Consider the following 20540-nt stretch of genomic DNA (forward strand, 5'->3'; position numbering starts at 1 on the left):
CCCACTACCTTGCCGCTCCAGTCACGATCACTCCCCCGGAGACCTTCCCATGGCCGTCACTCGTGCGCTCGACGCGAACTCTCATCTCTATCTCGTCGACGGGTCGGCCTATATCTTCCGCGCCTACCACGCGCTGCCGCCCCTGACGCGCTCGGACGGGACGCCCGTCGGCGCCGTCCAGGGCTTCTGCAACATGTTGTGGAAGCTGCTCGAGGACCTCAAGGGCGAGGATCAGCCGACGCATATGGCGGTGATCTTCGACCATTCGGCCAAGACCTTCCGCAACGAGATCTACGAGCACTACAAGGCCCACCGGCCCGAGCCGCCCGAGGATCTCGTGCCGCAATTCTCGCTCATCCGCGAGGCGACGATCGCCTTCGACCTGCCCTGCATCGAGATGGAGGGCTTTGAGGCCGACGATATCATGGCGACCTATGCCCGCCTCGCCGTCGAGTCCGGGGCGCGCGTGACGCTCGCCACCAGCGACAAGGACATGATGCAGCTGGTCAACGGGCAGGTGACCATGCTGGACCCGATGAAGAACAAACGGATCGGACCGGACGAGGTGCGCGAGAAGTTCGGCGTCGGCCCCGAGCGCGTCATCGACGTGCAGGCCCTGGCCGGCGACAGCGTGGACAATGTCCCCGGCGTTCCCGGCATCGGGATCAAGACCGCCGCCCAGCTGATCGAGGAATACGGCGATCTGGACGGGTTGCTGTCGCGCGCTGACGAGATCAAGCAACCCAAGCGCCGCGAGAAACTGATCGAGAATGCCGAGCTGGCACGCATCTCCAGACAGCTTGTCACGCTGAAGACCGATGTGGCCGACGTCGCCGCCATGGATGACTTCGGCACCGCCGATCCCGATCCCGACCGCCTGCTGACCTTCCTTCGCTCGATGGAGTTCCGCACCCTGACGCGCCGGGTGGAAGAAGGGCTGGGCGCCGGGCCGGCCGACGAGACCGGAGATGCCACCGCGCCGGTGGACCGGTCCGCCTATGAAACCGTCCAGACGCTGGCTCAGCTCGAAACCTGGATTGCCCGCGCCCGTGAAGCCCGCGTCGTCGCGGTCGATACCGAAACCGACGCATTGTCGGCCACACACGCCAATCTGGTCGGCATTTCGCTCGCCGTCGCCCCGGGCCAGGCCTGCTATATTCCGCTTGCCCATGAAGGCGGGGACCTGGCCGACGGCGGAGGGCGGCCCGAACAGATCGATTTCGACACCGCGCTGGGCCATCTCAAGCCGCTTCTGGAAAGCCCGTCCGTTCTCAAGGTCGGCCAGAACTTCAAGTATGACCTCTCCGTCTTTGCCCGCTACGGCATCGCGGTGGCGCCCTATGATGACACCATGCTGCTGTCCTATGTGCAGGAATCCGGCCTTCACGGGCACGGCATGGACGAGCTCGCAGACCTGCTGCTGGGACATACCTGCATCACGTTCAAGGAAGTGTGCGGGTCGGGAAAATCGCAGAAGCATTTCGGGCAATGCGACCTGAAGAGCGCGACCGAGTACGCCGCCGAAGACGCCGATATCACGCTGCGCCTCTACGAGCTGCTCAAGCCGTCTCTCGCCCAGCGCAAGTTGACGACCGTGTACGAGACGCTCGAGCGGCCCATGCCCGCCGTGCTGTCGCGCATGGAGCTTGCCGGCATTCGTGTCGACGTGGCCCAGCTCTCGCGCCTGTCCTCCGATTTCGCGCAGAAGATGGCCGAGAGCGAGGAAGCCGCCCATTCACTGGCCGGGACGCGCTTCAATCTCGGCAGCCCCAAGCAGATCGGCGAGATTCTGTTCGGCCAGATGGGTCTGCCCGGCGGCAAGAAGACCAAGGGCGGAGCCTGGTCGACCGATGCCAGCGTGCTCGACCAGCTGGCCGCCGAAGGCCATGAGTTGCCCCAGGCCTTGTTGACCTGGCGTCAATTCGCCAAGCTGAAATCGACCTATTCGGACGCGCTGAAAGACGCGATCAATCCGCATACCGGCCGGGTTCACACCAATTTCTCGCTGGCCGCGACCTCCACCGGACGCCTGTCCTCGTCAGAGCCCAACCTTCAGAACATTCCGATCCGCACCGAGGAAGGGCGCAAAATCCGTGAAGCCTTCGTGGCCGAGGACGGCCATGTCCTGGTCGCGGCGGACTATTCCCAGATCGAACTGCGCCTGCTGGCGCACATTGCCGGAATTGACGCGCTGAAAGAGGCCTTCAAGGCCGGTCACGACATTCACGCCATGACGGCGTCTGAAATGTTCGGCGTGCCGATGGACGAGATGGACCCGGTCACCCGGCGCAAGGCCAAGGCGATCAATTTCGGCATCATCTATGGCATTTCCGCCTTCGGCCTGTCGGCCAATCTGGGCATCGGGCGCGACGAGGCGAAGGCCTATATCGACGCCTATTTCGAGAAGTTTCCCGGAATCCGCGCCTATATGGACGAGATGAAAGCGGCGGTGAAAGCCACCGGCCACGTCGAAACCCTGTTCGGGCGCCGCATTCACCTGCCCGGCATCAAGGACAAGAACCCGTCCGTGCGCCAGTTCGCCGAGCGCCAGGCCATCAACGCGCCGATCCAGGGCGCGGCCGCCGACATCATCCGGCGCGCCATGATCGTGATGGAATCCCGCCTGCAGGAGGCCGGCCTCAAGGCGCGCATGCTGCTCCAGGTGCACGACGAACTGGTGTTCGAATGCGCCGAGGACGAGGCCGACCGGCTTATTGTGCTGGCCCAGACCGTGATGAGCGAGGCCGCCTTGCCCGCGGTCCAGCTCTCGGTCCCGCTCGACGTCGAAGCCAAGGCGGCGAAGACCTGGGGCCAGGCCCACTAGGGCGAAGCCTCCTCGATGCGTCGGAAGAAGGAAGGCGTGTGTGAGCTATATCGACTCCTACCCTCACGAGCTTGTCGGCTATTTCGGGCCTGTCCCGGTGTATCGTCCGCTCGAGGACATTCCCGGCTTCGTGACCGAGACCGGATGGGATGGAGATTTTGCCTGCCGCACCGATCAGATCGTGATCGGGGGCGGGTCCGGCGAGCGCCCCGGCACGGTGCTCGAACGCCCCGCGGCCGCCATGGCGTGCTTCGCGCTCGAACATGACGGCTTCGATCTGCCCGACAGCCTGCGCGCAGCCTACCAGGCAGAAGCGGGCAAAGCGCCGATCGCGCGCCACTATGGCTTTGACGCCGAGGAGCATGCCGCCTTCGCCGCGCTGATCCGCTCGGATGGCTTGCTCAACCCATTTTATGACGGCCCCGACCTTACCCCCGAGACCTGGCTTGCCTGCTCGCTGGGTGAATTTGTCTATGCCGCCATGCCCGATCTCGCACCGGACCGGGCCGCCGAGCTGGCCCGGTTCGAGCGCGGCCGGGTTCATACGCGCTACAACAATATTCTGCTGCCCCCGCCCGGCCTGCCGGTCTACGCCAATGGCGGAACGGCGTTCGAGGCAGTGCGCCGCCGGCGCTGACCGGGGCGTGCCTGCTCGGCCTGGCCGTGGCGCCTAGCCGTCGGCAGCGTCGGAGCGGGTCTGTTCAAGCCAGTGCCTGGCGTCGGCTTCCTCGAAGAAAAAGCGTGCATGGTTCCAGGTTGCATCGCCGATTGCCGGACCGGCGGCGATGAAGGACACATGTTCGGGCCGGCACATGATCGCGACCAGTTTTCCCTGGACGGTCTTGACCGTGCCGGCGAAGAGGGTGAAGGCCTCCTGGGCATCGAACGGGTAGGATTGCTCTCTCACATCCAGCAGGATGCACGAGACACCGCGCTCTGCGCAGGCCTGCATCGTCTCGCGCCACTGCTGCTCGGCCGCGTCGGCCCGCCATAGCCCGGACACCCGGACGACGACGATGCGGGCTGCGTCATCGTATGAGATTTCATGGGTTCGCATGCCGTCCTCCTGCGCCGCCCTCGCTGTGACCCTCCGGCAAGAACAAGGTGCACTTCGCATTGTGCTGACTGTCAAGAAAATACCATATGGCCGGCGCGGAAATTCCCTGCGTTTTAATACGTTGCCGGAGCCGGCCTGGTTCAGTTGCCGTCTTCTCAGGCGTAGGCAGCCGCGGCCGGCGGTTCAGAGTTGCCGGCGCGCGCCTCACGGCAAAGCCAGGTCCGCGCCGCTTCCTCATCGAGAAAAAACCGTACCTCGTTCCAGACCGATTCCCCGGCCAGCATCCCGGCCATACCGATATCGCGGTGCGTGTCGCGGTGCACGGTCGCGATCGTCTTTCCGACGGCCCGCTCGGCCAGCCGTACGAAGCCGGCAAAGGCCAGAGACGGGTCGACATCGTAGTCGCGTTCGCGCGCATCAAAGAGGATGAACCGGGTATGGTTCGCCTTGCAGACCAGATCGATCTGCGACCATTGGCGTTCCGCCTCGGACTGCTCGTAGCGGCCAGCGACCTTTGCCACGACAAGGCCCGTCGCTCTTTCATACATGATCTTGATATCGCCAGACACGCAGTCCCCGCTCACTGTTCAAGTCAGCAACGTGTTAACCCTACAACTCCTTGGTGAGTACCGCTATTAATGCATAGCTGACATTCCTATTGTTTTCCCCGCTGGACCGCGCCGGCCGATATGAATATTTAATGCCACTTCGTGCCAGCCGAATACAACGCTGCGACACGGGTGAAGGCCTTGACTATTCTGTTGGCCGGCGAGCCTCTCGACAGACCGGCGCTTCCCGGCATAGGCTCTCTGTGAACGTGGTTCATGAAATCACGACGGGACAGGGAGGACGTATGATGCGTAGCGCTTGGATCAGCATGGCCGGGGCCGCCCTATGGCTGGCCGCCTGCGGTGGCGAGACCGAAACCCGCGATGTCAGCGAGGCTGATCGCGAGTACCAGGAGACGCTGATGACGGCGCTGCTGGACGCCCGGCCCGGCGACGTGATCGAAATCCCGGCCGGTGTCTTCGTCATCGAGCGCGGCCTGTCGCTCACCGTCGACGATGTGACCATTCGCGGCCAGGGCATGGACGAGACCATTCTCTCCTTTGCCGAGCAGCGCCAGGGCGCCGAGGGCCTGCTGGTATCCGGTGCGGACAATTTCACACTGGAAAACCTCGCCATAGAAGACACGATCGGCGACGCGGTGAAGATCACCGACGGCGACAATATCGTGATCCGCGGCGTGCGCGTCGAATGGACGAACGGCCCCGCGACCGAGAACGGCGCGTACGGGCTCTACCCGGTCCAGACCACCGATGTTCTGATCGAGGACTCGGTGGCCATCGGGGCGTCCGATGCCGGCATCTATGTGGGTCAGTCCGACCGGATCGTCGTGCGCAACAACCGGGCCGAGTACAATGTCGCCGGCATAGAGATCGAGAACTCCAACCACGCCGACGTCTACGCCAATGTCGCCACGAACAATACCGGCGGCATCCTGGTCTTCAACATGCCCAACCTGCCGCGTCCCGGCGCCGGCACACGCGTCTACGACAATGAAGTCTACGAGAACAACACCGCCAATTTCGGCCATGAGGGCACGCCGGTTGCCAGCGTGCCGGCCGGGACGGGCATCATCGTGAACTCCAATGACGATGTGGAAATCTTCAACAACACGCTGCGCAATAACCGCACGGCGAACGTCATCATTTCCTCGCTGTTCAGCGCCGGCTTCTCCGAACTCGGCGTCAGTGACGATTTCGACCCTTATCCCGAAGGCATCTACATCCACTCCAACAGCTATGAAGGCGGCGGTGGCAATCCGGACGGGCTGGAGCTGCAGGCTCTCAAGCTGGCCGTCGCCGGGCCGACAGGCCGCCTGCCGAACGTGCTCTGGGACGGCTATGTCGACGCGGACAAGATGGTCGACGGGCAGATGCCCGCCGCGTTGCGTATCTGCGCACCGGGCACCGAGACGCTGAACATTGACGGGCCGAACGACAATGCAGACATCCAGCGCCTGACGCTCGACTGCACGCTTGAGCCGCTCGATCCGGTGGAGCTCGAGCTTTGAGGTCAGCGCGCCATGCCGCGGGGCTGGTCTGCGCCCTCGGGGCCGCGCTGCTTGTGCTGGCGGCCTGCCGGGGCGAGGCAGCCGCGCCGCGATATCACGAAAGCGCCAACCCGGAGGCCCTCTCGCAATGGGGCCAGCTCTCCATCATGGACGGTCGGCTCGTACCCGGTCCCGGCGTCCTGCCCTACGATCTGAACACCGCGCTGTTTTCAGACTACGCGGTCAAGCTGCGCACGGTCTGGCTTCCCGACGGCGCGCAGCCGGCTGCCTATGACCCGCAGGACAGCTTCGACTTTCCCGTCGGCACGGTCATCACGAAGACCTTCTACTATCCCCGCGCCGGGGCGGGAGACGGGGAGAGCTTCGACGCCGTGGCGCGCACGCGCGAGTCCCTGATCCATTTCGAGCAGGGCGGGCTGGACCTCTCCCGGGTACGCCTGATCGAGACGCGTATCCTGGTGCGCCGGGAGGCGGGATGGGACGCGCTGCCCTATGTCTGGGACGAGGATCAGCGCGAGGCGCATCTGTCCCGCTCGGGCGCCTTCGTGGACCTGACGCTGGTCGATGCCGGCGGCATGCGCGAGCCGCTCTCCTACATGGTGCCGAATGTGAACCAGTGCGCCAATTGCCACGAGACCGACACCGGTGACGGCGGCATCCGGCCGATCGGACCGGCCGCCCGCCATCTCAACCGCGAGTTCGACTATGCGCAGGGGCCGGCCAACCAGCTCGCCGAGTGGCGCGCCCGCGGCCTGCTGGCAGGCGGGCCGGAGGCTGGCGAGGCTCCGGCCAACACGGCCTGGTCGGGCGCGATGCCGCTCCAGGCCATGCTTGAGCCGGCGGCGCGCAGCTATCTCGATATCAATTGCGCGCATTGCCATTCACGTACCGGCCCGGCCGACACGTCCGGGCTCTATCTCAACCGGGCCGAGCCATCCGGGCCGAATCTGGGCTTTTGCAAGCCGCCGATCGCCGCCGGCCGGGGAACGGGCGGGCGCCGCTATTCGATCATCCCCGGCGATGCGCACGCCTCCATCCTGGTCCACCGCATGGAAAGCGACCGGGCCGACATCATGATGCCGGAACTCGGCCGGTCGATTGCCGACCGCGAAGGCGTGGCGCTCGTAGCCGCCTGGATCGACTCACTCGCCGGATCCTGCGAGGACGCCTGAGCTTTCGCCGGATCGAAGCGCGAAGGCGCGCACACGCCCCTTGGCGTGCGCATCGATCCGGGGCAGTTTGATGCGCGTCCCGCTTCTTCTGCTGAACAGGTCATTGCCATGCTTCGCCGCTTCATCTTCCCCGCGATGGCCGCGGGCCTTCTGGCCAGCGCCTGCGCCACCACGCCGCAATGCCGCCCTCCGACCGATGCCGAGCGCCAGCTTTTCGGGGCGATCGTGGCCCACGACGAGGCAACGGTCGCCAGCGCGATGGCGCCCTCGGCCAGCGCCACCGCCGCGCGCCTGCGCAACCTGGACCCGGCGCTCGAAGCCCAGGTCTTCGGCAGCCGCATGGGCGACCGCTCGGTGCGCACGGTGCTGATGCGCCCGCCGCTCTGCCTCTACGATGCGGCCGACGGGCGCAATGCGCGCACGACCTATGTCTTTGCAAACGGACGTTTCGACGCGCTGCAGGCGGCGAGCCCGTCTCAGCTGGCGCTTGGCACGCCGGGGGTCGATCACGCCGCCTGCCGCTTCGTCGAGATCGACGGCGTGTGGCATTTGGAAGACGCTTGCCTGTCCACGTTCAGCGCTACGGCCTCATCCAGCTGAGAAGACGCTTGAATCCGGTCCCGAATAGGCCCTAGCCTTGTCCACGCGGGGCTCGCAAGAGCGCCGTACTCAGACGCGAGTGAAAAGCCCGGCACGCCTGATGGTGCGCCGGGCTTTTCGTGAGTGGCCTGACTCCTTCGCGGAACCGCGCTCCTGACTGCGGGGTTTGTCAGTTATCTGACACCCCTGAACACAGGAGGATATCGCATGCGACCGATGCCCGACCGCAAGCTCTGGGTGGTCGCCTTTGACGGCGGCAAGGCCCTGTTCCTTGAAAACCAGGGATTTTACGACGCGCCCGACCTGAAGGTCGTGTCCTCGTTCGACAACGATAATCCCCCCGACCGCGAACAGACCACCGATGCGCCCGGGCGCATGCAGGATGCCGGCAGCGGGTCGAAAGGCAAGGGCGTCGACGCGCAGGCGGCGCACGGACGTTCCTCGGTCGAGCAGACGGACCGCCACGAGCTGGAGAAGGAGCGCTTTGTCGGACGCATGATCGAGCGGCTCAATGAAGAGGCGCGCGTGGACACGTTCGACCAGCTCATTCTGCTCGCACCGAGTACGGCACTGGGCGAGGGCCGCGAGCATTACTCTCACAAGCTGAAGGACAAGGTTCTGCTCGAAGAGGATGTCGATGTGGTCAACGAGCCGGTCGACAAGCTGGAAAAGCGGATCAAGGCCCTGCTCGCCGATGCGATTGACGAGCCGCGCCCCTCTCACAGCGAACTCTCCGGCCCGGGCCAGGGCTAGGAGGCTTGCGAGCGACAGAACAAGGCCCGCCCGGAGGCATCCGGGCGGGCCTTTTTACGGTGCCAGTCTTCAGGCGGCGTCGATCTGGCGCGTGAAGGTCTGCAGGGTCTCGTCCAGCCGGCCCGCCGCCTCGCGCAGATTGCCCGAGGCCGCCTCGAACCGGCGCGCCGCCGTTTCGGTGCGCTGGGCCACGGCCGTCACCGTATTGGCTTGCGCACCCACCTGGTCGGTCGATTGCGAGGCGCTCGACGCCAGCCGGGCAATCTCGCCCGTTGCGCCGGACTGTTCGGCGAAATTGTCGTGCGCGCTGCCCGAGGCCTGACGCACTTCCTCGATGGTCTTGCCGATCCGCTCGAGGGCTTCCCCGGCGCCGTCTGCCGCCTTGCACAGCGCCTCGATGCGCGAGGAAATATTGCCCGTGGCCTTTGCGGTCTGATCGGCCAGCGCCTTCACCTCGCTGGCCACCACCGCGAACCCCTTGCCTGCATCTCCGGCCCGGGCGGCCTCGATGGTGGCATTGAGGGCAAGCAGGTTGGTCTGCTCGGCGATGTCCCCGACCAGGCGCGCGATATCCTCGATTTCACGCGCCGCGGTATTGAGTTCATGGATGCTGCTGCCCGCGCGGGTGGCTTCCTCGGCTGCCCGTTCGGAGATGGCATCCGCCCCCTCCAGCACGCGAGCGACTTCGGAAATCGAAGCCGCCAACTCCTGCGCCGCGGACGCCACCGACTGGACATGGGCAGAGGTATCCTGGGCGAGCTTGGCCGAGCTGTCGGCGCCGGTGCGCGTCTCGCGCGCGTCATTGGTCAGTTTCCCGGCCAGCTCGGCCATCTCGGCCGACGCCGTCTCGATTTCGCCAAGGACGCTCTTCACGCCGTCCTGGAAGGTACGGGCGGCCGCGCTGGCAACCTGACGCGCCCGCTCGCGTTCGGAGTCGCGTTCGCGCTCGGTGGCCATCAGGGCGCGCGCCTGCTCGTTGGCCGCTTCCGCCGTGACGATGGCCTGCTCGGCTTCCTCGAACGCCACGGTGATCCGGTGCGAGAGCCAGATCAGCGCAGCGGTCTGGCCCACCACGATGACGGCATGCAGCACGACACGGGCAAAATCGCCGCCTTCGGGGAAGACCGCCCAGGGCAGCAAGAAGTTCAGCGCCAGGTGGTGCAGGGCCGTGGCACCTGCGGCGGCGAGTAGCGCACGCCAGTCGCACAGCAGGGTCACGATCGCCAGACTGGCGAAGAAGGTCATGTGCATGTCGAGCTGCCAGGCGCGGCCGCTCATCATGAAGGTCAGCACGGCGGGCAGCCCCATCATCGCGATCGCGATGGTGGCACGCGACACGCTGCTGGCGGGCGCGTTGCGCCAGGACATGAAAGCCACACCCGACAGCGCCGCGAGCATGGCCGTGCCCGCGATTACCTTGTCGGGCGCTACAAACAGGCAAATACCGGCGAATATTCCTGTTCCGATGGCCAGGATCAGAAGAAGCAGGCCCGAAGCCTGGTTCTGGACGCGCGCAAGACGGGTCATGCCGTAGCTCCGATGGGGCGAGTGCCGGTCAGGCAGCCGCCAAGAATGAGGGGGTCAAACACAAACAGGGCGCCGCCGGCGCGCAGGGCTTTGGCGCCGCCCGGGCCGGGTGCGAGGATCGCGATATTGGAGATGCTTCCAAACCGGACGATCCGGGCTTCCCCGCGCGCCGTCTCGGTCAAAATGCGGGCCTGACTCCAGCCGGGCGGGTAGAGCGCGGCGACCTGTCCGTCCGGGACCGGGGTCAGCAGCGCGCCGGCCACGGGCACGCTGATGACCATGAGGCCGGCGAGCAGAGGCCAGAGAAGCGTCGATTTCATGGAGCCCGTCCCGGTCTGTTATATCGTGAATGACCTGTTATGACGTCTTGAAGTAAACGCTTTGTTGTCGACCGGCTCCTAACGGCAGAAGTCCCAGGGGCCCATGTCGAAATGGAAGTGATCGAGATGCCGGCTGTCCCCGTCCGGTCCGATGACGCCGCGGAAGACGTCGCATCCGCCCTCGTGGAGTTCGCGCAGGAAAGCGCGCTCGTCGGCCTCGCCATTCCAGCCGCTTTGCACCCGCACGACACGTCCCCCATTGAGGCGGACCCCGGCGATATCGATGGCATTCGCATAGCTGTGCTCGCTCAGCCGCGCGCCTTCGCGTCCGTTCACCGGGCGGCAGCTATAGGTGCCGTAGTGCAGGATCTCGGTGACCGGCTCGCCGAAATGACGTTCGGCCGCGGGCAATAGCGTTTCTCGCTCCCAGAGATTGAACGCGGCGGCCAGGGCACAGCGCGTCACCACGGGCTGCGGCCCGGAGAAGGGGGCCGAGGCTTCCTCGATCACGATGGCCTCCTCCCACCCGCACGCGCCCGCGCCATCGCGCTCCTCTGCAATGGAGAAGCCTAGCGTTCCGCTTTCGAGCGTGGTCAAGCAGGCGTCGAAATCGCCGCGCAGCTGAGCCAGCTTGGTTTCCACCAGCGGGCCGGACGGCACGTCCAGGGTAAGCGGTGTCCACGGCTTGTACCGGTCCGGGGTCAGCATGATCGACAGCCCGACGAGCGCGCCGAGGCACGCCGCAGCCATGATCCAGGCCAGTATGGTCAGCCGGTGAAGCCAGCGCGAATGCGCTGTATCGGGGTCGGGTTGATCCATCACCGGTATATGGGCCCGTCATGTGCCGTGCGCGTGTCGGTAATGCGGCGAGGCAGAGGCGCCGCCCCCGGTAGACCGCGCTCGTGAGCGGTGGCGGACCCGTTTCTAGAACTGGCCCGCGATCAGAAGGATTGCGAGGACGAAGCCTGCGATCTGGACGATGTTGACGATGACCGCGCGCCGGTGAAGCTTCTTGTACACGCTGCGGTCCTCGCTTTCGCGTGCCGTGTTGATCGCCGGCGTCAGCAGGAAGCGTCCATAGGCGAAACCGCCAGTGACCAGCGCCAGAAGCAGGGCGGCAAACTCGGCCTGGGCGAGCAGGGCGAACAGCGTGGCCAGGCCCGCCAGGATCAGAAAGAACAGGTAGTAGACCGGGAACAGGGCCCGGACGAACGGGCCGGCTGCTTCCTCGCCCAGACTCTGGAAGGCGGTCGGCGTCACGATGGCGGCGAAGAAGACCATGGTGGCGATTCCCCCGCCGATCGACAGGAAGGCCAGGATGGGCCAGAGGGCAAAGACGCTCTGTTCGTTCATGGGGGGTACCTGTGAAATCAGCTTCGCTGACTCACTATAAGCCGATGACGGCGCATTTGTATCCCGCGCCTAGCCCCACGGGCCGCGCACCGGCGGCTCGGACTCGTCCTCGTCCAGGCTGCCGCCCCAGGGGCCGCGATGACCCCACGGGCCAGCGGACGGTGCAGGCGCGGCTCCGGACAGCTCTCGCAGGCGGGCGATCCGGTTGGCGGTGGACGGGTGGGTGGAGAACAGATTGTCCGCACCCTGGCCGTTGAGCGGGTTTATGATGAACATGTGCGCGGTCGCGGGATGGCGTTCGGCCTGGTCGTTGACGCCGCCGCGGGCGAACCGCTCGATCTTTTCCAGCGCGCTGGCCAGCCAGAGCGGATTGCCGCAGATCTCCGCCCCGCCCTTGTCGGCGTCGTATTCGCGTGCCCGGCTGATCGCCATCTGTACCAGGCCCGCGGCCATGGGCGCCAGAATGGCGATCAGGATGCCGGCCAGCATGCCGCCGCGCTCGCGTCCGCCGCCGAAGAAGAGCGCGAAATTTGCCAGGAAGCCGATCGCACCGGCAAGGGTCGCGGTGACCGTCATGGTCAGCGTGTCGCGGTTCTTCACGTGCGCCAGTTCGTGGGCCATGACGCCCATGACTTCCTGGCGGTTCAGGCGCCGCAACAGGCCGCTCGTGGCCGCCACGGCGGCATTGGACGGGTCGCGCCCGGTCGCGAAGGCGTTGGGCTGGTCGTTCTCGATCACGAAGATGCGCGGGCGTGGCATGTGTGCGCCATCGGCCATCGAGACCACGTCGCGCGCATATTGAAGCAGAGCCGGATCGCGCTCGTCAGGCCCGATCTCGCGCGCCTTGTACAGGCGCAGCACGATCTTGTCGGCATTCCAGTAGGCATAGGCATTCATCGCCGCGGCGATGACGAAGGCGATCAGCGCCCCGGTCAGTCCCCCGACCAGATAGCCGACGCCCATGAACAGGCCTGTCAGGGCCGCCAGTAGAACAAAGGTGCGTAACCCGTTCGCGGTCATGGTCTGCTGATGTCCTCGTGTCCAACGCACGCGCCCGGCTTTGCCCGGGCGGTTTTCATGCCTATCTAGATGGGAAAGCGCAGAAAGGCCTGCAAGATGAGTGAGACCCCGGATAGCCAGGACGAGCGCGCCGCCCGCGTGAAGGCCGCCGCCGAGCGCGCGCTGGCCGAAGCGGAGGCGCGGCGTTCGGCAGAGCCCCGGCCCGATGCCGCCCCGGATGAAACCGAGATCAACGGCCCGGCCGGACCCGAACCCACACGCTTCGGCGACTGGGAGAAGAAGGGCATTACCTACGATTTCTAGGGCCTGTTCCCGGCGCCTGCCGCGCCTCGCCCCCGCCGAGCCGGCAGGCGACAGAGAGTTAACCCTGTGCTAACCTGAAACACATGCTGGTTACCGGACTTCTCGCCCTCTCCCAGAGTCTGGCCGGCGCCCCATCGGGCGGCGCCGACGCCTATCAGGCTGAGACGCGAACGGCAGCGGTTGAGTCCGACCGGTACGACACCCGGTACGACGCCCGATACGCGCCCCGCCATGGCGACCGGCATCACCACTCCGAGCCAGCGCCGGTGCGCGCCGGCGACCCGATCTCGCTCGATGCTGTCGCGCTGGTCACTCTGACCGGAGGCGTCGAGCAGGGTCCGGCCTGGTCCTATATCTACGCCCGGCCCTATCGCGCCGGCGAACGCCCGCTTGTCCTGCCCGGTGCCGGACGCCAGGCCTACCGGGTCATCGGACCGCGCTGACGCGCGAGTCGGGCGGGCAAGGCCAGCCGATCCCGGCGGATGGCAGGGACTTCTCTTCCCAGCAAAAGAATTTTTTCCTATATTCTGGGCATGTTCGGCTCTCTGTCCTCTGTTGGCGCGATTGCGGCTCTTGCCCTGACCCAGCCTGCCGCCCTGCCCGGCCCGATTCCGGCCGAAATCGTGCGCGTGATCGACGGAGATACGATCGCGGTGCGCGCGCATATCTGGCCGGGTCACAGCGTGGAGACCCGCGTCAGGCTGGCCGGCATCGATACGCCGGAAATCCGCCGGCCGGACTGTGCGGACGAGCGGAGCCTGGGCGAGCTCGCGGCGCGCACCGTGCAAGGCTGGCTGCCCGAGGGCGCAACGGTCTTCCTGACCGAGGTATCGCTGGGCAGTTTCGCCGGTCGTGTCGTCGCCCGGCTGCAGACTGCGGACGGCCGCGATCTCTCCGCGCAGCTGACCGCGCTCGGCCTGGCGCAACCCTATGGCCAGTCGAGCTGGTGCCCGGCCGAAGATCCGGCAGAGCGTCCGGCCGAAGGCACCGCCTCGCGCGACTAGGTCTGCGGGGCGCACCGATAGCGATGGCCGCACGCGGGCGATCCGCCCTGCGCCGCGCCGGCCCGCACCCAGGCGCGTTCGTGGAAGGTGTAGGCCAGTGTCTGCACCGCCGGCTCGATCAGCCCGATGGCGAGAGCCGCCTTCCAGCTGCCGGTCAGCAGATAGGCCACGCTCATCGCCACGCTCAAATGCATGAGCGAATAGGAGAGCGTCTTCAGCACGCCGCGCGGCAGGCGCAGCTGCGGCGGGAAGGCGGCAGACCGGATTTCACGCATCGCATCGGACATCGGGGTTTTCCTCGTCAGTTGTGCGAATGAGAATAGTTCGCAAATTTGCATCTGGCCAATGAAGACTTCCGATGCTCTGTGAAGGCTGCGTCTATGGTAGGCGGCGAATCTTTCCGGTCTTTAATTTGCCGCGGCGCGGTGCAAGGCTTACCCGCGACCGACCGGTTTCAACGATGGACTGCGATATCAATGGCTGCGCGCAAACACGCTTCGTCCTCTCCGCGCCTGACGCTCGCCCCGGACCTGGACACAGGCGCAGCGCGCGCGGACTTCGAGGCCCACGGCTATACCGGCGTGGACGGCGTGCTGGCCCCGGACAGCGCGAGCGCGCTGGTCTCGCGGATCAAGTCCTGGCCCTACTGGGCGCTGGTGACCCATATCGAGGGCCAGCACCGCTCCTTCGACGCGGCTGCGATGGAGACTGTGCCCCAGAGCAAGAAGGACGCCTTCCACGCGCTGGTCAATCGCGAGGCGGTGTCCGGCTTTCAGTATCTCTACGAAAATTTCGCCCTGTATGAAGGCGGCCGCAACGGCACGCTGGACGATCCGGTCCTGCGCGCCGCGTTCGACCTGGTGCGCAGCGAGCCCTTTCTCCAGCTTCTGCGCGAGGTGTCGGGCGAGGACGATATCGCCTTCACCGACTGCCAGCTGACGCGCTACCGCGCCGGCCATTTCCTGACCACGCATGACGATGATGTGGCGGGCAAGAATCGTCGTGCCGCCTTCGTGCTCAACCTGACCGAGGGCTGGCGCGCCGATCATGGCGGCCAGCTGCAGCTGCTCGACGAAGCCGGCGATGTCTGGCGCGGACTGGTGCCGCGCTTCAACCGGCTGATGCTCTTCAAGGTGCCCCAGCCCCACGCCGTCAGCGTGGTCGCACCCTTCGCGCCGGACGCGCGCTATGCCATCACCGGCTGGGCCCGCGCCGGGGCCGAACCCGCGCTTGGCGCCTGAACCCGGCAGGCGCGCCTGATACGGTGCTTTTCCCGCCCGTCCGGGCAGGCTATGGGCTCGCGCCATGACGCTGCATTCCCTGGCCCTGTTCGCGGGCGCGATCTTTGTCCTGTTCATGACCCCCGGTCCCGGCAATGCCGCGATGATCGCGCGCACGCTCGACCGCGGCCCCGCCCATGGCGTGGCCTACGGGCTGGGAATCCTGACCGGAGACATCTTCTGGCTCACCGTCGCCATTACCGGACTGTCGGCCGCCAGCCAGTTCGACAGCCTGGCTCTGATCATCAAGTTCGCCGGCGCCGGTGTGCTGCTCTGGTTTGCCTGGAATGCCTTTAACGGCTTTCTCAAGCCCAAGCCGGCCGGCGCGCCGATTCCTGCCGTGACAAAGCGCGGTCTCGCCGCCACCTATCTGGTCGGCATCACCATGCCGCTCTCCAACCCGAAGGCGATCGTGTTCTACCTCTCCTTCCTGCCCGCCTTCTTCGACCTGTCACAGGTCACGCCGGTCAGCTATGCGGCCATGATCGCCATCATGCTCGCCATGTTCGTACTCTTCGCCGGGGCCTATGTGGGCCTGGCTCACCGGGCGCGCGACTTCCTGCTCACACGCGGCTTCCGGCGCTGGGCTGATCTTGCCACAGCGCTCGTGATGCTAGGCGTGGCCCTCCTGCTTCTCCTGCGCTAGAAACAACCCATGTCAGACGATACGAATCAGGAATATGGCGCCGACTCCATCAAGGTCCTCAAGGGCCTGGACGCCGTGCGCAAACGCCCCGGAATGTATATCGGCGATACCGATGACGGTTCCGGCCTGCACCACATGGTCTACGAGGTGGTGGATAACGCCATCGACGAAGCCCTCGCCGGCCATTGCAGCGAGGTCACCGTCGCGCTGCATGCCGACGGCTCGGCCAGCGTGATGGATGACGGGCGCGGCATCCCGACCCAGATCCACACCGAGGAAGGCGTCTCCGCCGCGCAGGTCATCATGACCCAGCTGCACGCCGGGGGTAAGTTCGACCAGAATTCCTACAAGGTCTCCGGCGGCCTGCACGGGGTGGGAATCTCGGTCGTCAACGCGCTGTCCGAATGGCTGGACTTGACCATCTGGCGCAATGGCGAAGAGCATGCCATGCGCTTCTGTCATGGCGAGCCGGAAAACGGGGAAGATCTGAAAGTCGTCGGCAAGGCACCGATGCGCGAAAACGGCAAGCCCCTGACCGGCACGATGGTGCGCTTCCTGCCGAGCCAGGAAACCTTCTCCGACATCGTCTTCGAACGCACCCGCCTGCAGCACCGCCTGCGCGAGCTGGCCTTCCTCAATTCCGGCGTGCGCATCGTCCTGCGCGACGAACGCGAGACCGAAATCTGGGAGGATGTGCTGCAATACGAAGGCGGGGTCGCCGCCTTCGTCAAACACCTCGACCGCACCAAGTCGGCGCTGTTCACCGAACCGGTCCTGGTCACCGGCGAGCGCGAGGGCGTGACCGTCGAGGCCGCGCTGCAGTGGAATGACAGCTATCACGAGAACGTGCTCTGCTTCACCAACAACATTCCCCAGCGCGATGGCGGCACGCACCTGGCCGGTTTCCGCGGCGCGTTGACGCGCGTCATCAACACCTATGCGGCCAATTCCGGGATCGCCAGCAAGGCCAAGGTCGCCATTACCGGCGACGATGCGCGCGAGGGCCTGACCTGCGTCTTGTCGGTCAAGGTGCCCGATCCCAAATTCTCGTCCCAGACCAAGGACAAGCTGGTCAGCTCCGAAGTGCGTCCGGCCGTCGAGGGCCTGATGAACGAGAAGCTGAACGAGTGGCTGGAAGAGCACCCGGTCGAGGCCAAGCAGATCGTCGCCAAGATCGTCGAGGCCGCGACCGCGCGCGAGGCCGCGCGCAAGGCGCGCGAGCTGACACGGCGCAAGAGCGCGCTCGACATCACCTCGCTGCCCGGCAAGCTGGCCGACTGCCAGGAGAAAGACCCGGCCAAGTCCGAACTCTTCATCGTCGAGGGTGATTCCGCCGGCGGCTCGGCCAAGCAGGGCCGTCACCGCGAATACCAAGCCATCCTGCCCCTGCGCGGCAAGATCCTCAACGTGGAACGCGCGCGCTTCGACAAGATGCTGGGCTCCGACCAGGTCGGCACGCTGATCACCGCGCTGGGCACCGGGATCGGGCGCGACCAGATCGACTACGACAAGCTGCGCTACCACAAGGTCGTCATCATGACCGACGCCGACGTGGACGGCGCGCACATCCGCACGCTCCTGCTCACCTTCTTCTACCGCCAGATGCCCGAGCTGATCGAGCGCGGCCATCTCTATATCGCCCAGCCGCCGCTCTACAAGGTCACGCGTGGCAAGTCCGAGCGCTACATGACCGACCAGACGGAGATGGACAATTCGCTGATCGAGGAAGGCTCGGCCGAGGCCGCGCTGGAGCTCGATAACGGCGAAGTCCTCACCGGCCAGGATCTCGCCGAACGCGTCAAGGAAGCGCGCGGCGTCGTGCTGGCGCTGGAGCGCCTGACCGCCCGCGCCCCCGCCTTCGCTCTGGAAGCGGCGGCCCTGTCCGGCGCACTCCATCCCGACGTGACGCAGGCCCAGGCCGAGGATGTGGCCGCCCGCCTGGCGCGCTCCTCCGACGAGGGCGAGCAGGACTGGTACGGCACGGTGGCCCCGGAAGGCTCGCTCATCGTCAAGCGCGAAGTGCGCGGCGTGACCGAGACCGTGATCCTGGACAACAAGATCCTCGCCAGCCCCGATGCGAAACGCCTGTCCGAACGCGCCGCGAACCTGGCGCGCGACTATACCGGCCCGGCCATTTTCCGCCGCAAGGGCGACGAGGCCGTGATCTACGGCCCCTGGGGTCTCGTGACCGCCGTCCAGAAAGCCGGCGCCAAGGGCATGAAGATCCAGCGCTACAAGGGTCTGGGCGAAATGAACCCGAGCCAGCTCTGGGAAACCACGCTGGATCCGGACGCCCGCTCCCTCCTGCGCGTCTCCGTCCAGGAAGCCGATACCGCCGACGAGCTCTTCAGCAAGCTCATGGGCGACGTCGTCGAACCGCGCCGCGACTTCATCCAGGAATTCGCCCTGGAAGCGGAGGTGGATGTTTAGGGGTCTACTTTGACGCCAGCAGAGCAAAAGGCGCTGGAAGCGTCTAAGATTCAACCCCTTCTGGGAGCTTTGGCGGCCATCGCAAGCGGTGGTTTGCTTTCGCTTGGAGCCGAAGGTGCACCGTTATTTACGGCCTCTCTAGTCTCGCTCGCGGTTGCCTATGTATTTTGGAATGGCGTTGACAACTCTTTCGCGCTCCAAACACAAGTAAGCCAGTGGCGTCATGGTGAATTGATCAAGCGGTTGTCGTTAGTACCCCGAGCCATGCGTTTCCAGTTTGTGATGATTGCCTATTCCGTTATTGGCGTTTTTTTGCTCATCTTCGGATTTGCCGCAGCCCATAGTTCATTATCTACAGGAATTAGCGTTGAGTATGGATTCGGACTTTGCGTGGCCTACGCTGTGGGCTCAGTTGGGCATGCATGGTGGGAGGTATATAGGCGAAATCGTAAGACCCTCCGCATTGTTCAGTTAGCCCCAAAGCTCCGGAGCTGACTCCGCTTCGTCCCGCGGACGATTAGCCTGCCTTCACTACAACTACGAATCGCCTCCTTCTAGTCGAAGGAGGGCAGTTCTGTGAGTGTACATCACCCCCATCTACGTAAAGCGCTATGTCTCTCAATGCTAAACGGAGCTTCTTTAGATCGCGAGCTCCGTAAAGATATTCGACAGGTGATCCGAAAAGACGAAGGACAAAGTGGAGGCGGGCCTGACTTCCATTCACCTTTTTGGGCGGATGCCAAGGATTTTGTTTTTCGCGATGCTAATTTGGGCGAAGCAACAGAAGATAGGATAGAGCGGAACCACAATCGGGAACGACTTTATCGCTTGCTGCAAGGTGGCTTTCTTCGCTGGTGGGCACCCTTTCGCGCTCAACGCAACGAACCCATTCGACCGTATCAGGAAGAACTTCGTGGCGCATGTCTGCTTCCAGGCGCGAATGTAGAAGTTAAAATCCAGAACCTTCTCAGTATTTCTGCCGGAACTAGCTATCATCGCTTTATCTATCCGTATTTCACGGAAGAGCCCGGACTAACCACCCATTCTGCAGAATTCGCCTTAGCGACGCTACGCGCGGCATTCCCCGACGATGATCCTGATTGTTTTATGGTTCTCGACGTTTTGAGAGGACGCGGCTTTAGTTTCGAGCATACGAATGTGCCGGACGGTGCTATCGAGCAGTTTGACGCCCGGTATCAACAGATCTTGCGTAGATGGGAATTATTGAGAGGCGAATACAGGTGACAGAGGGACCCAGTGCAATCGCAAATTCGCCTTTCGGCGGAGTATTCTCCGCTTTGAACTCAAGCTTATCCCCCTCCCCTCAATTTCGCCCATACTGCTCTCACCTCACCGTGACTGACGGGGGCGCCTTCCGGAGCGTCCGAAGTGTGTGGCGGTGGGGGCGATGCCTCGAGTTCGCGCGGTCTAACGTCCCGCGCGGATGAAAGAGCGGCCGGTGGTGCTGTGCGGTCTGAAAGGGCCGCATTCCAGATACCGCCTCGCAGGATCGAGGAGGCGTGAAGGTCCGCCGGGGAGCCGCGTTGCCCCGCTTTAGATCCGGTGGAAACCCCGCGCAGACGTCCCGGCAGTGTCCGGGACACGATCCGGCAGGCAGGTGGAAATCCGCTACGCCAAAGGGTCTGGACGGCTGTAAAATCATCGTGGCGCGGGAGGCCCGTGGGCCTATCAACAAAGCGCACTATTCCTACCGGTTCGCGATCCCTCCCGCGTCCCCCGTCTCCCATCCCTGCGCGGCGAAACGCCGGCGCAGGTGAAGGTGCTGGGGGTCACACGCACGCACACCCCACGCTGAAACCCCGCCATTCCATCTCCGCTCCCGGCCTGCGCCGGGGAGCAAGGGTCACTCTCTGCGTTTGCCCTCCGATGCTTCGAGGCTCGCCTGACAGCGAGCACCTCAGCATGAGGGGAGCGAGTTGGGGCTATGACTTTGAAATATATTTTCTATGTCCGGGTCAGATGTCACCTGCGCCCTCATCCTGAGGTGGCCGCGCAGCGGCCCTCGAAGGATCGGATGACGGAACCCCGCCCTCTCTGGGTTCCTGTGTGTTGGAGCTGTGCCAGATTAGGGGCGCGAAGGAGACCGTTGGGTTCCTGACCCCCTTTGGGGAGGTCGCGATCCGGCCCGGTCCCTTCGCGCTGAGCTTAATCAG

Annotated in this window: 21 protein-coding genes; 13 read left to right on the forward strand and 8 right to left on the reverse strand. The window is 65.0% G+C overall.

Translation table 11 applies throughout. From position 1 onward, the window contains the following. Positions 1-49 precede the first annotated feature (49 nt). A complete protein-coding gene (gene polA / locus E5162_RS09910; RefSeq protein WP_135945068.1) occupies positions 50-2824 on the forward strand; it encodes a DNA polymerase I in 2775 nt (924 codons plus the stop codon). Between the two features lie 40 nt (positions 2825-2864). Next, entirely contained in the window at positions 2865-3461 is a 597-nt protein-coding gene (locus E5162_RS09915) for a hypothetical protein (RefSeq protein WP_135945069.1), read from the forward strand. 33 nt (positions 3462-3494) lie between these two features. Here E5162_RS09915 and E5162_RS09920 read toward each other — a convergent pair whose 3' ends face one another. Both E5162_RS09920 and E5162_RS09925 read right to left on the reverse strand, forming a co-directional pair. Then, positions 3495-3881, reverse strand: coding sequence for a hypothetical protein (locus E5162_RS09920; protein ID WP_135945070.1), 387 nt, complete (start codon positions 3879-3881; stop codon positions 3495-3497). A gap of 155 nt (positions 3882-4036) precedes the next feature. Then, positions 4037-4450: a hypothetical protein gene (locus E5162_RS09925; RefSeq protein WP_158291270.1), complete on the reverse strand. Its 414-nt coding sequence runs from the start codon at positions 4448-4450 to the stop codon at positions 4037-4039. A 287-nt stretch (positions 4451-4737) separates the two neighbouring features. Here E5162_RS09925 and E5162_RS09930 point away from each other — a divergent pair, with 287 nt between their 5' ends. From E5162_RS09930 to E5162_RS09945, 4 genes are all read left to right on the forward strand, one after another. Continuing rightward, positions 4738-5958 (forward strand): parallel beta-helix domain-containing protein, encoded by a 1221-nt coding sequence (locus tag E5162_RS09930; RefSeq protein ID WP_135945127.1) that lies wholly within the window; start codon positions 4738-4740, stop codon positions 5956-5958. Then, positions 5955-7130 (forward strand): SO2930 family diheme c-type cytochrome, encoded by a 1176-nt coding sequence (locus E5162_RS09935; RefSeq protein WP_135945072.1) that lies wholly within the window; start codon positions 5955-5957, stop codon positions 7128-7130. Before E5162_RS09930 ends, E5162_RS09935 begins: the two co-directional genes overlap by 4 nt. Positions 7131-7238: 108 nt before the next feature. Further along, a complete protein-coding gene (locus E5162_RS09940) occupies positions 7239-7730 on the forward strand; it encodes a hypothetical protein (protein WP_158291271.1) in 492 nt (163 codons plus the stop codon). Positions 7731-7937: 207 nt separating this feature from the next. Continuing rightward, entirely contained in the window at positions 7938-8483 is a 546-nt protein-coding gene (locus tag E5162_RS09945) for a baeRF12 domain-containing protein (RefSeq protein WP_135945074.1), read from the forward strand. A gap of 69 nt (positions 8484-8552) precedes the next feature. On the opposite strand, the gene E5162_RS09950 is transcribed toward E5162_RS09945, so the two are convergent. The 5 genes from E5162_RS09950 to htpX form a co-directional block, all read right to left on the reverse strand. After that, the gene (locus E5162_RS09950; RefSeq protein WP_135945075.1) at positions 8553-10010 is read right to left on the reverse strand and encodes a methyl-accepting chemotaxis protein; all 1458 of its coding nucleotides are present in this window, start codon (positions 10008-10010) and stop codon (positions 8553-8555) included. After that, complete coding sequence (locus E5162_RS09955) at positions 10007-10330, reverse strand: hypothetical protein (protein WP_135945076.1); 324 nt, start codon at positions 10328-10330, stop codon at positions 10007-10009. Before E5162_RS09955 ends, E5162_RS09950 begins: the two co-directional genes overlap by 4 nt. A gap of 78 nt (positions 10331-10408) precedes the next feature. Continuing rightward, the gene (locus E5162_RS09960; protein WP_135945077.1) at positions 10409-11149 is read right to left on the reverse strand and encodes an extensin-like domain-containing protein; all 741 of its coding nucleotides are present in this window, start codon (positions 11147-11149) and stop codon (positions 10409-10411) included. Positions 11150-11254: 105 nt separating this feature from the next. Next, complete coding sequence (locus E5162_RS09965) at positions 11255-11683, reverse strand: DUF4149 domain-containing protein (RefSeq protein ID WP_135945078.1); 429 nt, start codon at positions 11681-11683, stop codon at positions 11255-11257. Between the two features lie 69 nt (positions 11684-11752). Next, a complete protein-coding gene (gene htpX / locus E5162_RS09970) occupies positions 11753-12703 on the reverse strand; it encodes a zinc metalloprotease HtpX (RefSeq protein ID WP_135945079.1) in 951 nt (316 codons plus the stop codon). 96 nt (positions 12704-12799) lie between these two features. Here htpX and E5162_RS09975 point away from each other — a divergent pair, with 96 nt between their 5' ends. The 3 genes from E5162_RS09975 (at position 12800) to E5162_RS09985 (ending at position 14010) form a co-directional block, all read left to right on the forward strand. Next, positions 12800-13006, forward strand: coding sequence for a DUF1674 domain-containing protein (locus E5162_RS09975; protein ID WP_135945080.1), 207 nt, complete (start codon positions 12800-12802; stop codon positions 13004-13006). Between the two features lie 83 nt (positions 13007-13089). Beyond that, positions 13090-13449: a hypothetical protein gene (locus tag E5162_RS09980; protein ID WP_135945081.1), complete on the forward strand. Its 360-nt coding sequence runs from the start codon at positions 13090-13092 to the stop codon at positions 13447-13449. A gap of 90 nt (positions 13450-13539) precedes the next feature. Further along, positions 13540-14010 (forward strand): thermonuclease family protein, encoded by a 471-nt coding sequence (locus E5162_RS09985; RefSeq protein WP_206751086.1) that lies wholly within the window; start codon positions 13540-13542, stop codon positions 14008-14010. On the opposite strand, the gene E5162_RS09990 is transcribed toward E5162_RS09985, so the two are convergent. After that, positions 14007-14297 (reverse strand): DUF2061 domain-containing protein, encoded by a 291-nt coding sequence (locus E5162_RS09990; RefSeq protein WP_233342090.1) that lies wholly within the window; start codon positions 14295-14297, stop codon positions 14007-14009. The genes E5162_RS09985 and E5162_RS09990 overlap by 4 nt on opposite strands. Before the next feature lie 189 nt (positions 14298-14486). Here E5162_RS09990 and E5162_RS09995 point away from each other — a divergent pair, with 189 nt between their 5' ends. The 4 genes from E5162_RS09995 (at position 14487) to E5162_RS10010 (ending at position 19611) form a co-directional block, all read left to right on the forward strand. Beyond that, on the forward strand, positions 14487-15251 hold the full coding sequence (locus tag E5162_RS09995) for a 2OG-Fe(II) oxygenase (RefSeq protein WP_158291272.1): 765 nt from the start codon (positions 14487-14489) through the stop codon (positions 15249-15251). A gap of 64 nt (positions 15252-15315) precedes the next feature. Further along, positions 15316-15936 (forward strand): LysE family translocator, encoded by a 621-nt coding sequence (locus E5162_RS10000; RefSeq protein ID WP_135945084.1) that lies wholly within the window; start codon positions 15316-15318, stop codon positions 15934-15936. 9 nt (positions 15937-15945) lie between these two features. Next, positions 15946-18366 carry a DNA topoisomerase (ATP-hydrolyzing) subunit B gene (gene gyrB / locus E5162_RS10005; RefSeq protein WP_135945085.1) on the forward strand — a complete coding sequence of 807 codons (2421 nt, stop codon included), beginning with the start codon at positions 15946-15948 and terminating at the stop codon, positions 18364-18366. A gap of 576 nt (positions 18367-18942) precedes the next feature. Then, positions 18943-19611 (forward strand): hypothetical protein, encoded by a 669-nt coding sequence (locus E5162_RS10010; protein ID WP_135945086.1) that lies wholly within the window; start codon positions 18943-18945, stop codon positions 19609-19611. The last annotated feature ends 929 nt before the right edge of the window (positions 19612-20540 follow it).

This window comes from Marinicauda pacifica (assembly GCF_004793635.1).
In the GTDB taxonomy this organism is placed as follows: Bacteria; Pseudomonadota; Alphaproteobacteria; order Caulobacterales; family Maricaulaceae; genus Marinicauda; species Marinicauda pacifica.

Coding starts and splice junctions, on each gene's coding strand:
- polA (WP_135945068.1), top strand. CDS start 50: ATGGCCGTCACTCGTGCGCTCGACGCGAACTCTCATCTCTATCTCGTC.
- E5162_RS09920 (WP_135945070.1), bottom strand. CDS start 3,881: ATGCGAACCCATGAAATCTCATACGATGACGCAGCCCGCATCGTCGTC.
- E5162_RS09930 (WP_135945127.1), top strand. CDS start 4,738: ATGCGTAGCGCTTGGATCAGCATGGCCGGGGCCGCCCTATGGCTGGCC.
- E5162_RS09940 (WP_158291271.1), top strand. CDS start 7,239: ATGCTTCGCCGCTTCATCTTCCCCGCGATGGCCGCGGGCCTTCTGGCC.
- E5162_RS09945 (WP_135945074.1), top strand. CDS start 7,938: ATGCGACCGATGCCCGACCGCAAGCTCTGGGTGGTCGCCTTTGACGGC.
- E5162_RS09950 (WP_135945075.1), bottom strand. CDS start 10,010: ATGACCCGTCTTGCGCGCGTCCAGAACCAGGCTTCGGGCCTGCTTCTT.
- E5162_RS09955 (WP_135945076.1), bottom strand. CDS start 10,330: ATGAAATCGACGCTTCTCTGGCCTCTGCTCGCCGGCCTCATGGTCATC.
- E5162_RS09960 (WP_135945077.1), bottom strand. CDS start 11,149: ATGGATCAACCCGACCCCGATACAGCGCATTCGCGCTGGCTTCACCGG.
- E5162_RS09965 (WP_135945078.1), bottom strand. CDS start 11,683: ATGAACGAACAGAGCGTCTTTGCCCTCTGGCCCATCCTGGCCTTCCTG.
- htpX (WP_135945079.1), bottom strand. CDS start 12,703: ATGACCGCGAACGGGTTACGCACCTTTGTTCTACTGGCGGCCCTGACA.
- E5162_RS09975 (WP_135945080.1), top strand. CDS start 12,800: ATGAGTGAGACCCCGGATAGCCAGGACGAGCGCGCCGCCCGCGTGAAG.
- E5162_RS09980 (WP_135945081.1), top strand. CDS start 13,090: ATGCTGGTTACCGGACTTCTCGCCCTCTCCCAGAGTCTGGCCGGCGCC.
- E5162_RS09985 (WP_206751086.1), top strand. CDS start 13,540: ATGTTCGGCTCTCTGTCCTCTGTTGGCGCGATTGCGGCTCTTGCCCTG.
- E5162_RS09990 (WP_233342090.1), bottom strand. CDS start 14,297: ATGTCCGATGCGATGCGTGAAATCCGGTCTGCCGCCTTCCCGCCGCAG.
- E5162_RS09995 (WP_158291272.1), top strand. CDS start 14,487: ATGGCTGCGCGCAAACACGCTTCGTCCTCTCCGCGCCTGACGCTCGCC.
- E5162_RS10000 (WP_135945084.1), top strand. CDS start 15,316: ATGACGCTGCATTCCCTGGCCCTGTTCGCGGGCGCGATCTTTGTCCTG.
- gyrB (WP_135945085.1), top strand. CDS start 15,946: ATGTCAGACGATACGAATCAGGAATATGGCGCCGACTCCATCAAGGTC.